The following is a 14,685-nucleotide window of genomic DNA, read 5'->3' as shown; positions in this document are numbered from 1 at the left end:
CTCCTATCCCTGTTACTTCCTAATTCCTTTTTAGTGGGGGAGTGTGAACAGTTACATGGAAGTTCTTAAAAATGCACCTAAAGTTAGACAGACTTATGACAAAGAATGAGAATGGAATTAGAATTCAAATAATGTGCTGTTTAATCGCTTATTTGATATTGCAGCTAATAGAAATCCCTAGAGAATTTGGCAAAATATTATTAGATCAACTTCGTTATCTTCAGGCATATATGTGTCAAGAAATGAGTTATGTTCACTGGTTTAAAAAACTTATTTGGATCAGATAAAAATGGTACTTATAGGCTAGGTTTATCTTAATATGTAAAGTTTTGTTACGCCATTCAACATTTCTGCTTACACTTTAATCTGAATAACTCTTTCCCCGATATATTGAGGGGATACAAAAAAACCTTATGAAGAGTATGGAAAATAGCTTTCGAGTTGAACTATGTGAGAGCCAGGATGAATCACAATATCCATTGCGTCATGTGATAACTGCTACAACCAAAGAGCAGCTACAGATTTTGGTAGGCTGGAATAATACTGTAACAGACTATCAATGTATTCATGAATGGTTTGAGGAACAAACTCAACAAACGCCAGATCATATCGCGGTCGTGTTTGGTAATGAACAACTGACTTATCAGCAATTGAATCAACGAGCGAATCAACTAGCTCATCACCTACAAGCATTAGGAGTTGAACCAGAGACATTAGTGGGGATTTGTATTGAGCGATCCTTAGTAATGCTTGTAGCACTGTTGGCTGTTCTCAAAGCCGGGGGAGCTTATGTGCCTCTCGATCCGTCTTATCCGAGTGAACGTCTTGCCTATATGCTGGCAGATGCCCAAGTTTACTTGCTACTGACTACGACAAGGTTGTTAGAAACTTCCTCAGTAATTTCCCATATTGCGGAGGGATATTCCATTGTTGATCTGGATAGAGAATGGGAGACCATCTCACAAGTATCGAATCATAATCCAGTCAGTTTGGTTAAGCACCACAACTTAGCCTATGTTCTTTACACCTCCGGTTCCACCGGAAAGCCCAAAGGGGTGATGATGGAGCATTTGGCACTTCTTAATCTCATTGACTGGCATATCCATCATCGCATCACTGGTGCAAAGACCCTGCAATTTGCTCCTCTTAGTTTTGACATCTCCTTTCATGAGATTTTTTCCACTTGGTGTTCAGGTGGCACGTTAGTCTTGATATCTGACGAACAACGACGTAATCCTGAAGCTCTCTTAAATATCATTTGGGAACAAGGGATTGAAAAGCTATATTTGCCCTTTGCAGCACTTCAGCAGTTAGCTCAAGTGGCTATCCGTAGACCGTTGCAAACAAAGCTGCGAGAAATTATGACAGCAGGAGAACAATTGCAAATTCTGCCAAATATTGCTCAATTCTTCCAGCAAACTGGTTGTAGACTGCACAACCATTATGGAGCTACTGAATGTCAAGATGTCACAAGCTTTACATTGTCATCAGACGTGAACGATTGGGATCTCCTTCCCCCTATTGGTCGTCCTATCCATAACACTGAGATTTATATCTTAGATGAGTTGCACCAACTTCTTTCTCCTGGGGTTGCAGGCGAGTTGTACATCGGTGGAAAGGGAATTTCTAGAGGCTATCTTAATCGTCCAGAACTCACCAAAGAGCGATTTATTACCAATCCTTTCGGTTCTGGTCTTCTTTATAAAACAGGAGATTTAGCTCGCTGTTTGCCAGATGGTAACCTTCAGCACTTAGGACGTAGTGATAGTCAGGTGAAAGTGCGAGGATTCCGAATTGAACTAGGTGAGATTGAAGGGCTGTTAGCCAAGCATTCAATGGTGCAAGAGAGTGCTGTCATTTTGCGAGAGGATGTTCTGGGTAACAAGCGGTTAGTAGCCTATATAGTATCATCCCAGGATACGATTACTCATGATTTGGAAGTGATTGTCCACAGTTATTTACGCGATTGTCTGCCTGACTACATGATACCTGCGGCTCTAGTGTTACTTGATCAAATGCCCCTGACACCCAGTGGTAAGTTAGATCGACGAAGTTTACCTGTTCCTAAACGATCGCTGTCGGTATTGACAACTGAACTAGTTCTCCCTCAAACTGAAACAGAAAAAAAGATTACTGAGGTTTGGCAGTATATCCTACAGTTAGATGAGGTGAGCGTCAATCACAATTTTTTTGAGGTGGGCGGCACTTCTTTGTTACTGCTGCAAGTCTATGAAAAACTTACAAATATTTTTGGCGATCGCCTGACAACAATTACAACTTTATTTGAATATCCAACAATCCAAACACTAGCCCAACAGTTAAGTCAGAACACATCAAAACCTAAAGCTACAAATCAGAACTTACTTTCTGGTAACCGCTGCTTTACGGTAGCTCAACAACAAAAGAAACTCCGACAAGCACATCGTGCTCGTCAAAGATAGGAAACGCGATCTATGGTGACTACTTTAATGGGTGAAACACTGATTAATCTACTATTGCTGTGTATTCTTTTGGGGATATGTCTTGTAGCTGAATGGACTTCCCACAAATGGCAGGAAGCTATTCTTTGGCTAAGTACCGCAGGATTACTGATTTTATTGGTTACAGCAATAATTTTACATGACTGGACGCGTGTAGGAATTTTGGTGATTGGCATTTTTTTAGAATCTCTATGGTTCCGACAATCGAATCATTGGACATCGAAGGAGACACTCATAACTTTGGGTATTAATGCGTTTTCCGGGATGATCACGATCTCCCTTCAGGCATTTCTGTTTGGTGTATTGCTCAAAGAGTTTCCGTCAGGAACAGGTCATTGGGGATTAGTTGCCTTATCTACACCTTTGACGTTACAAATTGTTATTTACTTAATATTAGAAGATTTCAAACGGTATTGTTTTCACAGATTAGATCATTCTTCCGCGTTTTTTTGGCGGTTTCACAAAATACATCATGGCGTGACTGAACTCAACTGTATTACTGGCAGCCGTGACCATCCTGTTTTTAATCTAGGTCACCTCACCTCAGATATTGGGCTGGCCTATCTTCTGGGTGTTACCAATGAGGCGTTAGTGATTGGTCTGAGCATTCGTATGGTTTTTGGAGGTATTCTCCCGCATTTAAATGTGGACTTTCCCAATACGAAAAAGACCTTTCCTTGGTGGGCTTACCTGATTGCTACTCCCAACTTTCACGCTTGGCACCACACAGTTCATTGCCGCTATGATGCCAACCTCGCAGATGTTTTTCCCATCTGGGATGTCCTGTTTGGAACCTTTGAAATGCCCCGTGGGAGTTCTTGTGATTGGCAGTTTGGCTTGAATAAGTCTGAACAAATTCCCCAATCAGTTGTCGGGCAAATTGTTTCTCCCTTTCAGACCAGTAACACTATTGCCCCAAACAACTCAATTTAAATTTTCTCTGCACCAGAGTTAATAGGACTTACGCACTATACAAATTAGACATGATATGCGTCAACGGAAATAATCATTTCCAGCTTTATTAGTAGGGTGCGTCAGATGGAAAAATATGGCGAATGTGGTTAAATTATCGGGTCTGACGCACCCTACAAAAGACGAAAAACCGCAATCCATATTTAGTAAATGTTGTCAATGCGTAAGTCCTAGTTAAGTACCTGAGCAAAATTAATTTAACATTTTTAGAACAAACAAAAATCTCTGTATTTCTTATCTGTTCCCTGTTCCCTCTCCCAAATATAAAATTTATTTTGCACGACTACTTACCAAGTTTTCTAGGAATTAAAGATCGATGAGTCTTCTACCAAATAACGATTCACAACAGCAGTTTAACGAATCAGATATTGCCATTGTGGGAATGTCATGCCGCTTTCCAGGCGCAGAGAATATTGATGAGTTTTGGAAAAATCTGTCTAATGGGGTAGAATCAATTTCCTTTTTTTCTGATCAAGAGCTTGACTTCTTTGATCCCAGCCTGCTGAGTCATCCAAATTACGTCAAAGCGGGGGCTGTACTAGCCAATATTGACCTGTTTGATGCCGACTTCTTCAGCTACAGTGCCAAAGAAGCCGAGATTATGGACCCCCAGCAGCGAATTTTCTTGGAATGTGCCTGGGAAGCTCTGGAGAGTGCTGGCTATAACCCAGAAATTCGCAAAGAGTCAGTAGGGGTTTATGCAGGGTCAAGTCTGAGTACCTATTTAATCAATAATGTTTGTCCAAGTCGGGGGTTTTCACCCCAGCGACCATTTCTCAGCCATCGCCTGTTTAGAGCCGCCAGCGATTTACATATAGAACAGGGTAATGGCTCAGATCATTTACCCATGAGGGTTTCCTATAAATTGGGTTTAACAGGTCCGAGTGTAAATGTGCAAACCACCTGTTCTACTTCCTTGGTTGCGGTGCATTTAGCCTGTCAAAGTTTGCATTTCGGTGAATGTGATGTGGCATTAGCTGGAGGTATTTCCATATTTGTTCCCCATCGCATTGGCTATCTTTATCGAGAAGGCATGATTTTGTCGCCAGATGGACATTGTCGAGCGTTTGATGCTGATGCTCAAGGAACTGTTTTTGGGAATGGTGCCGGTGTTGTTGTTCTCAAATTACTGAGTAAAGCTCTTGCAGAAGGCGATACCATCCATGCTGTCATCAAAGGATCAGCAGTGAATAACGATGGGGCGCACAAAATGAGCTACACATCTCCGAGCATTCACGGACAGGTTGCGGCAATTTCGGAAGCCTTGGCGGTATCGGGAGTTGATGCCAGTACAGTCAGCTATGTAGAAGCCCACGGAACCGGAACTGCTCTGGGCGATCCCATTGAAATAACCGCTCTTACCCAAGCATTTCGCCAAAGTACAGAGGAGAACACAGACAAAAATGGATTCTGTGCCATCGGTTCAGTTAAAACCAATATTGGACATTTAGATGACGCATCAGGGATTGCAGGACTGATTAAGACGGTGTTATCGCTCAAACATCATGCTATTCCCCCTAGCTTAAACTTTAGCCGACCGAATCCCAATATTGACTTTGCGAATACACCCTTTTATGTAAATACCGATTTAGCAGAATGGAAGCGCGGCGAAATGCCTCGTCGTGCAGGGGTCAGTTCCTTTGGCATGGGTGGTACGAATTGCCACATAGTTTTAGAAGAATCTCCTCAGACAAGAGCGCGATTACGTTCGCGGAGCGTCCCGGAGGGAACTAGCACTACTGCAAGCAGTTCGCACTCACTAGAACGAAAATTACATTTATTAACATTATCCGCCAAAACAGAGACAGCACTAAAAGAGTTAGTCCAAAGGTATGTGGATTATCTAGATACCAATCTCGATGTGGATATAGGGAATATTTGCTTCACTGCTAATACAGGACGTAAACACTTTCATCACCGATTGGCTATAGTTGCTGACTCTAAAGCGAATGTGCGATCGCAATTGCAGGTATTTATTCAAAACGAGTATAAAAAGCAGAAATTAACGCGCCCCAAAGCTCATGTACTCAAAGCTGTGACTACCAAGAAAATTGGCTTTCTCTTCACTGGGCAAGGCTCACAGTACATTAGTATGGGTCGTCAACTCTACGAGAGTGAGCCGACTTTTCGAGAAAATCTGGATCGCTGCAATCAGATTTTAAATGAATATCTAGAGGTTTCTTTACTAGAAATACTATATCCAGACAATTCAGACAGTCCTTCAGAACTAGATAGTACAGCTTACACACAACCTGCTCTCTTTGCACTAGAATATTCTTTAGCTCAGTTATGGAAATCCTGGGGTATTCAACCCGATGTGGTTATAGGTCACAGTGTTGGTGAGTATGTGGCAGCTTGCATTGCGGGAATTTTTAGCTTAGAGGACGGATTAAAGCTCATTGCCCATCGAAGTAGATTGATGCAAGCATTACCCCAAAATGGTGAGATGGTTGCAGTATTAGCTCCTGAACAAGAAGTGCTATCAGCAATTCGTCCCTATGCTCAACAGGTGTCTTTGGCAGCAATCAATGGAACACAAAGTATTGTTATTTCTGGGCATCAGGAAGCAATTCAAGCCACCTGTGCTATTTTTGAAACCCAAGGGGTGAAAACCAAGAAACTCAGAGTTTCCCATGGGTTTCACTCACCCCTAATGGAGCCAATGCTGGCTGAATTTGAGCAGGTGGCTCGACAAGTCCACTTTTCACCACCGCAGATTCCCCTGATTAGCAATGTTACAGGAGAAATAATCACAGATGCAATTACCACCCCAGAGTATTGGTGTCAGCATATTCTTCAGCCTGTTAGATTTGCTCAAAGCATGGAAAGGCTGGGACAACTGGGGGTTGAAGTATTTATAGAAATTGGTCCTCAATCCACTTTGCTGGGTATGGGTCGTCAGTGTCTCCCTGCTGACGATTATAGATTGTGGCTACCTAGCTTACATCCAGAGCAAGGAGATTGGCAAACATTACTCACAAGTTTAGCTGAACTTTACCTACATGGTGTGACAATCAATTGGGAGGGCTTTGACCGAGACTGCCTACGGCAAAGGGTAGTCTTGCCCACCTATCCCTTCCAACGCCGTCAGTATTGGGTAGACGCTCCAGCTACACATCAAACGCCTGTTGCGTTACCTTTGAACAATTCTAGTACACTCGATGGTTCGCACCATCCTTTACTAGGTGAGCCTTTATCCTTGGCTGGAACTCGCGAGTTACGTTTCCAGGGACAAATTAGCAAATATTTTCCGGTATGGTTAAGCGATCATCGTGTTTTTGAAACCACGATTTTGCCGGGAACTGCTTATTTGGATATGGCATTGGCGGCAGGAGCCACGATTGCCCAATCTGGTCAAAGTTGTCGGCTTGAAGGAGTAACCATCCAGAAGGCGCTGGTTATTCCGGAGGAAGGCGAAACCAAGCCCCTACAGATGGTGTTGCAACCAGAAGACTCGACAACTTACGCCTTCCAAATTTTCAGCCCAGATCCGTCACCACCAGAGGACAAAGGACAACCTGCTTGGAACCTCCATGCAGCAGGCAAACTCTATTTGTCCAAGACAGAAACGCCAGCGACGGTGAATTTAAAGGAACTACAACAGCAAATAACAGAAGAAATTTCCGTTGCTGACCTTTACCACAAGTTTCAACAACAGCAAATTGACTACGGTTTAAGTTTCCGGGCAGTGAAGCAAGTATGGCGGAATCAAGACAGAGCGCTGGGTCACATCGTCCTCCCGGAGTCTGTGGCACTAGACCTAGACAATTATCAGCTACATCCAGTATTATTAGATATCTGTTTACAAGTTTTAGATGCAACGCTTTTAGAAGAACAGGAAGAAACTTATGTCCCTGTCCTTTTCCAGGAGTTACGGTTTTTTGGTCAGCCCAGTAACCAGATGTGGTGTGATGCCAACTTGCATAAGCGTGAATCTGATCGCCCAGAAACCCTTAATGCAGATATTAAGTTGTTCAGTCCTCAAGGACAACTCATTGCAGAGATGAATGGGCTGCAACTGAAACGGGTTCGCCGTCAAACGATGTTCGGCAAGAACCAGAATACTGAGCAGGATTGGCTCTACGAAGTGGAGTGGCGTGAGCAAAACCACAAGTCCATAACGATTGATAACTATCACTCCCAACCTCGCCATTGGCTCATCTTTGCAGATAGTTCTCATATTGGTCAGGAGTTGGCTGCTCTGCTGCGTGATCAGGGTGAAATTTGCATTCTTGTCCTGCCTGGTCAGGACTATGAAGCAATCTCCGCCCACGAGTACCACCTCAATCCTGCGGCCCCTGAACATTTTCAGCAACTGTTGGTATCTCTACCGTTGATTGAGGGAATCGTTCACGCTTGGGGCTGGGAACAGCCAGAAACCCTAACACCAGAGATCCTTGAGCAAAGGGCTTTGCTAAGTTGTGGCAGCGTGTTGCACTTGGTGCAAACCTTGGCAAAAAGCAATATATCTGTACCGCCGCTGTGGATAATCACTAAAGGTGGACAGGCGATCCAAGAACATTCGGTGCAGGCGTTAATACCTTCCCTAGTGTGGGGGATGGGTAAAACAATTGCCTTAGAGCATCCAGCTATGCGAGTAATTCGGATCGATTTAGATCCGGGGGTAACAACTACTGAGTCAGCTCTTGCTGTGTTCGCGGAAGTATTCCCTCCTCTGTCAGCAGATACTATGGAAGACCAAATTGCCTTCCGTAACCAGGTCCGCTATGTAGCTAGATTGGTTCGCCGCCAAAGCTCCAATGCGTTAGGCGGGCAAACGGCATTGGCAATTCCTGAAAATCAGCCCTTTCGGTTGGCGATCGCCAATCGAGGAACACCAGATAACCTGCAACTACAAGCCACTAACCGCCAACAAATTGCAGACGGGGAAGTGGAAATAAGAGTTTACTCCGCAGGACTTAACTTTATTGATGTCTTGAATGTCTTGGGACTCTATCCCGGTGAACCGCCCCTGGGGATTGAATGTGCAGGTGAGATCGTTGCCATTGGTGCAGGAGTGATTGGGTTAGAGATTGGGGATGCAGTGATAGCGATAGCCAGCGGCGGCTTCAGTCAATATGTGACAGTGGATGCTAACTTAGTCGTGCTAAAGCCAACTACCCTCACCTTTGAGGAAGCTGCCACAATCCCAGAGTCTTTTTTAACAGCATACTGGAGTCTGCATCACTTAGCCAAGATTGCTCCTGGTGATCGGGTGCTAATTCATGCTGCTGCTGGCGGGGTAGGTCAAGCTGCTGTGCAGTTGGCACTTCTAGCAGGTGCAGAGGTATTTGCTACTGCTAGTCCCAGCAAATGGGCTGTCCTGGAAGCGATGGGGGTCAAGGTGGTGATGAACTCTCGCACCCTGGATTTTGCCCAGGAGATCATAGCACTCACTCAAGGGCAGGGAGTTGATATTATCCTCAATTCACTCACAGGAGAGGGTTTCATTGCCAGTAGTTTGAGTGTACTTGCCGAAAATGGGCGCTTTCTGGAACTCGCCAAGCGCGATATCTGGAGTCCTGAGCAAATGACGCATTTACGACCAGATGTGTCCTACTTCAAGATAGATACTACCAAAGCTTGCCAAGAGGAAGCACCAGCAATCCAGTTGATGCTGCGCCATCTTGTGCAGCAGTTTGAGAACCATGACTTAAAACCGCTGGCGAAAACCGTCTTCCCCATCCAGTCTGCGGTAACTGCGTTTCGCTATATGCAACAAGCAAAACACATCGGTAAGATTGTTTTAACTTTGCCAGCATCAGCTTTGGTGCAAGGCGATGGCAGCTATCTGATCACGGGTGGCTTCGGAGGATTAGGATTGCTGGTTGCTCGTTGGTTGGTAGAACAGGGCGCACGTTATCTTATTTTGATGGGACGTAGTGATATTCCAGCAGCAATCGCTCCTCAAATCAGTGAGATGGAGCAAGCGGGAGCTACTGTGATCACTATTCAGGCTGATGTGTCTAATTTATTAGAAGCTACAGCAGTATTTTCCCATTTGACTAAAACTGCTCCGCCGTTGCGAGGCATTATTCATGCGGCAGGTATATTGGATGATGGGGTTCTGCAACAACAAACCTGGCAACGCTTTATACAGGTTATGGCTCCTAAGGTGCAAGGGGCTTGGAATCTCCACACCTTAACTAAGAACCAACCGTTAGATTTCTTCGTGCTGTTTTCTTCCAGTGCATCCTTGCTAGGCACAGCAGGACAAGCCAACTATGGGGCGGCAAATGCTTTTCTCGATGCCCTAGCATCCTACAGACGCAGACAAGGGCTATCTGGCTTAAGTATTAATTGGGGTCCGTGGGCAGAAGTGGGAATGACCGCAAAACTGCAACTGGGCGATCGCCTCCGCCAAAAAGGCGAAGATAGCATTCCCCCCCAACAAGGTTTGCAAATCCTGGGGAAGCTCCTACAGCAGTCACCCGTGCAGGTAGGAGTTATGCCGATGAACTGGGAACGTTTTCTAGAAAGACAACAGAGGCTCACTCCCTTTTTCAGCGAGTTGTACGATCCCTTAGCACAGAGGGTTGGGCAGTTATCTGCCATTGAGTTTCGTAAACACTTAGAAACCCTACCTCTTGAAGAATGCAAAGCAGCTTTGAAAACTCATGTGTGTACCCAAGCGGCAAAAATTCTCGGTATCGGGACTCCACAGCAAGTGCCTACGGACCAACGGCTGGTGGATTTAGGACTGGACTCCCTGATGGCAATTGAATTTTTGAGTTTGGTGCAATCGAGTATGGGAACTTCGTTAAGTTCTGTGTTGTTGTTTAATTATCCCACTGTAGATGCACTGGTTGATTATTTGTGCCAACAATTTGTTGCTCCTGAAGATGCTGATAGCCTTCCCCAGGCTAATGGGAAGGGCAGTCATGGGGCTTTGCAGGTGACAAATAATAGGGTTAACACTCAACATCACTCTACGATCATTGCTATTCAGCCCCAGGGGACAAAAATACCTTTGTTCTGTGTAGCTGGCATTTTGGGAAGTGTGTTTGATTTCTATGGCTTGGCACGCCACATTGGTGCAGATCAACCCTTCTACGGATTGCGATCGCTGGGGCTAATGGTTGGGGAGCAAGCCTTAACTCCCATGGCTGATATTGCGGCTTACCATATTAAGGCGATCCAAGAAATTCAACCGCAAGGCCCCTACCAATTGGCTGGGCATTCGTTTGGAGGAAAAGTCGCTTTTGAGATTGCTCAACAACTTAGCCATCAAGGACAGGAAGTATCTTTACTGGCGATCATGGATATTCCTGCGGTACTTGCAGGAAGCGATCGCGTGATCGCAACTTGGGATGATGTACAGTACATCACGAAATTGGCAGAAATTTATGGAGGTGCTAGTGGCAAGCAATTAGAGACTTCCCCAGAGATTTTGTCCAAGTTAGATGCAGAGGCTCAACTAAAGCTGTTATTAAAACAAGTACAAACAACTGGTCAGAAACTAACTCTACCTGAATTGCAACAGATTTTCTCCGTTTATCGCGCCAACATGATTGCAGATACAGCCTATGTCCCGCAGCCTACGGACATTCCTATTACCCTCTTCAGAGGCAAGGAAATGGGGCAGCTCGATTTTCTCCCCGATGCTGCTACAACCCAAACAGATCCCACTTGGGGTTGGCATCAGGTTTCTACTCAACCCATCCAGCTTCATCTTGTCCCTGGCAATCATTTCACAATGGTAAAAGAACCAGATGTGCAAGTTCTGGCTCAAAAACTCAAGACTATTCTGGCATTAAAGATTGCTGACGGTAAGGTTTAGATTCAAGTTAATAGACCTATTTGTGACTTGAAGCATTTTATGATTCAAGTCACACTATTTGCAAAAGTCTAATACCAATTTTATGTGAGGCTGCACAGTCTAGCCAAATAGATTGATCCCTCTTTATCTGTGTTTATCTGTGTTCATCTGCGGTCGATTATTATTGATATTTTATTCGCTGTATTGATAATTTACCTGGAAATAATGTCAAAATTGTGAGTGAATAAAAGTGGACTAAAGTTTAGAAAAAATCATGTTGACATTTGACGCGAAAGTTCGTACAGTACGACCTCTTTCCCAAGAGCAAATTGCTCAATATCACAAAGATGGTTTTCTGATCGTGCGAGGGTTTTTCGACATAGATGAAATTGAGCCACTGCGTAAAGCTTGCGAACAAGACCCAAATGTCATGGGCTATCAAACCAACATCCTTGATAGCTTTGGCAAAATTTATAAGGTGACAACTTGGACTGATTTAGAACAAACCTATCTAGGAGTTTTGCCGAGAATTGCCCGCATAGTAGATGGAACAGAAGCTCTCTTGGGAGAGGAGAGCTACCATTGGCATTCCAAGATTCTCAAAAAAGACCCCTACAGTGAAGGGACTGTAGATTGGCATCAGGATTGCGCCTTTTGGTACCAAAATGGTTGTCTATTTCCCCATTTTGCAACTTGCACGATCGCCATTACTGCAAATACCAAGGAAAACGGCTGTATCCAAATGGTCAAGGGGTCTCATCTCGCTAGTCGCTTTGATATGGCTAGAGGAGATCAAGCGGTATTTGCTGATCCAAAACGTGTCAAAGAAATTCTCAAGCGCCTAGAACTCGTGTATTGCGAGATGGAACCAGGCGATGTGATGTTTTTCCACGGTAATACTTTGCACTGTTCTGGACCCAACCTCACAGATCAAACTCGGACAGTGGTTCATTGTCATTACAATGCTGTTTCTAATGCACCATTTTGGGTTGAAGGACAGGAGCATCATCAGTACAAGCCCATTCAAAAACTACCTGATTCTGTGATTAAAGATGGTAGCTACACATCCGTATTTGAACAACACAACTTCCATCCAAGTGAAGAGGGAGAAACAGGAGATGGTGGACTCGGTATCTTCAAGAAACAGGATTGGTATGTTAGCTCGGAAGAAGACTACAGCGGCAAAGAAAGCCCCTTTGCCAATCTAGAAGTTTCTGTTTCTGGTTGATTTTTGTCTTGTTGATTCACTTTCATAGGATTAGAATATGTTGTGTAAAGATAACCACGTATTAACTCTTTACGCACTGTAATCCTCAATGACTCCATAAATCTGATCGTGAGTTCTTTCTCGAAAATGTCTGTTTTATCCGATGCTTCACCAGAAAAGTTACCTATCAAGTCGGAAGATTTGTGGTCTTTTATCTCATTGCTAGGATCACTGATCGCGTTTTCCTTCGTTCCTGTTTTTACCAAATGGGGTGCAATGGAAACGAGTTCAGGAACCGCAATCTTTGACCGCTTTTTTCTAACAACGATCATCTTAGGTTTGATTTGGGGATTACTGGCTATATATCGTCAATTGGCTAATTGTCCAAATCAATCTCCCCCCCTATCTCCGCCGCTTTATCACCGTGTTCAATTACTGGGATTATTTCTGGTAACGGGGAATTTTTTGGCGGGAATGTTGATCACCTTGGCTTGGTCTTTAGGTCAAACCACTGTAGCCAATTGTGAACTAATAAATAATCTCACGCCTGTTTTCACAGTTCTGGGGGGATGGTTACTATTCAAACAGTGCTTTGACAGGCGTTTTCTTATAGGGTGTGCGATCGCCGTTTCAGGATTGTTGATAGTCGGATTTAATGACTTTCAAATCGGTATTGATAAGTTACAAGGTGATTTTCTAGCACTTGCCTCGGCACTTTTCCTAGCAGCATATTTACTAGGAGCAGAACAACTCCGAACTCAGTTACAGACAGATACTGTACTGCTAGGATGCTTTGCTTGTGGAACACCATTGACGTTAATGGTTCTGGTAATAACCCACGAAAATCTACTGCCGACTTCGTTACCAGGCTGGATAGCTATTGTGAGTATGTCAGTTTCCGGTTTGCTTGCTCAAGGACTACTGTTATATAGCCTCAAGCGGCTTTCATCAGGATTTGTCGCCCTGGTTTTTTTACTAACACCATTTACGACTGCCATAATCGCTGGGATAATGTTCTCAGAAACTTTAAGCTTGTCTAATTTACTTGCTTTTTGCGTAGTTGTACTGGGGCTATCTCTGAGTATTTCTAGCTCGTCTGGGGTTAAGGAAATTGAGGAGAGTGTTTAATTTTAGTTCGCTCTCTTTCTGAGAAAGATATTTATAAAGGGACAAAAGATGCTGCTACAAACCAAGCAATTGGGACTTCCGGCAAAATATTATACAGATTCAGAAATCTTTGCTCATGAGCTAAAAACCGTTTGGCGTAGTACCTGGCAATTGATTGGTCGGCAAGAAACTATTCCCGAACCAGGTGATTACCTGACTTATACCTTGGGAGAAGAGCCAATTTTTGTGATCCGGGCAACTGATGGGTCTCTTCAAGCCATGCACAATGTCTGTCCCCATCGTGGAGCAAAGTTATTAGAGGGAGAAGGTAACTGTGCTCATCACAAAATTACCTGTCCTTATCACGCCTGGACATACAGCTTAGACGGTCAGCTTATAGGCATTACCAAGCCTAAGCTTTTTCCGAACCTAGACAAATCCCAAATTCACCTAGTTCGAGCAAGAGTAGAAACCTGGGGTGGGTTTATTTTTGTCAATCCCGATGCCAACGGAGAATCCCTCGATGATTACTTGGCGGGTATGCCTGCTTTCTTGGAACATTATGATCAGGATTGGAATTCCCTCCGAGAAGTTGACCGTTGGTTCTATGATCAACCGATTAACTGGAAATTGATCGTGGAAAATTACGTTGAGGATTACCATTTTGAAGTAGTCCACAATCAGGGGTTTGGGACAGTTTACGATAGTGATAACATCCGCAGCCTCCCCACAGGTCGCCACCTCCGAATTGAGGTTCCCTATACGAATAATCAGGGAGGAGAATTCTTTACCAGTTTTTCAGAAGCAGGGAAGGTTTCACATCAGGGCTATATTTTCCCAAATATGATGCTGAACCCACACAAAAAATTTCTCTCTGTCTTTCATCTGATTCCCTTGGATGCGGGTAACACTAGGGTGGAGATCATTATTTACCAAGCTCCTTCTCAATTTGCAGGTATTCCCTATCGCTCCCAAGAGTTTCGTCAGGGATTTGATGTCCTCATGGAAGAGGATTTTTCCATTTGTCGGCAAATTCAAGCCGGACTCCATTCACGCGCCTATCAGGTAACACAACTTGCCGAGGAGCATGAACTGGGAGTTGATCATTTTCACAACGTTCTCTCGGAATATATCTGACTAATTCGGTCTTGAAACTAGTT

General features: G+C 44.1%; 6 protein-coding genes and 1 pseudogene. All 7 read left to right on the top strand.

What is annotated here, in order from left to right; translation table 11 throughout:
* Positions 1–56 precede the first annotated feature (56 nt).
* Positions 57–287 (top strand): annotated as a pseudogene (locus FJR05_RS27130) (IS4 family transposase); the annotation flags it as partial.
* 126 nt (positions 288–413) lie between these two features.
* Positions 414–2,441 (top strand): amino acid adenylation domain-containing protein, encoded by a 2,028-nt coding sequence (locus FJR05_RS03615; protein ID WP_168642850.1) that lies wholly within the window; start codon positions 414–416, stop codon positions 2,439–2,441.
* A gap of 12 nt (positions 2,442–2,453) precedes the next feature.
* A complete protein-coding gene (locus FJR05_RS03610; protein ID WP_168507639.1) occupies positions 2,454–3,413 on the top strand; it encodes a sterol desaturase family protein in 960 nt (319 codons plus the stop codon).
* Positions 3,414–3,768: 355 nt separating this feature from the next.
* Positions 3,769–11,232 carry a type I polyketide synthase gene (locus FJR05_RS03605; protein WP_168642849.1) on the top strand — a complete coding sequence of 2,488 codons (7,464 nt, stop codon included), beginning with the start codon at positions 3,769–3,771 and terminating at the stop codon, positions 11,230–11,232.
* 253 nt (positions 11,233–11,485) lie between these two features.
* On the top strand, positions 11,486–12,439 hold the full coding sequence (locus FJR05_RS03600; protein ID WP_168642848.1) for a phytanoyl-CoA dioxygenase family protein: 954 nt from the start codon (positions 11,486–11,488) through the stop codon (positions 12,437–12,439).
* A 126-nt stretch (positions 12,440–12,565) separates the two neighbouring features.
* Positions 12,566–13,546, top strand: coding sequence for a DMT family transporter (locus FJR05_RS03595; protein ID WP_168642847.1), 981 nt, complete (start codon positions 12,566–12,568; stop codon positions 13,544–13,546).
* A 48-nt stretch (positions 13,547–13,594) separates the two neighbouring features.
* Complete coding sequence (locus FJR05_RS03590) at positions 13,595–14,662, top strand: aromatic ring-hydroxylating dioxygenase subunit alpha (RefSeq protein ID WP_168507629.1); 1,068 nt, start codon at positions 13,595–13,597, stop codon at positions 14,660–14,662.
* The last annotated feature ends 23 nt before the right edge of the window (positions 14,663–14,685 follow it).

It is taken from the genome of Dolichospermum sp. UHCC 0259, assembly GCF_009711935.1.
In the GTDB taxonomy this organism is placed as follows: domain Bacteria; phylum Cyanobacteriota; class Cyanobacteriia; order Cyanobacteriales; family Nostocaceae; genus Dolichospermum.
The sequence above is the reverse complement of the archived record's forward strand: the minus strand, read 5'-3'. Positions and strand labels throughout refer to the sequence as shown.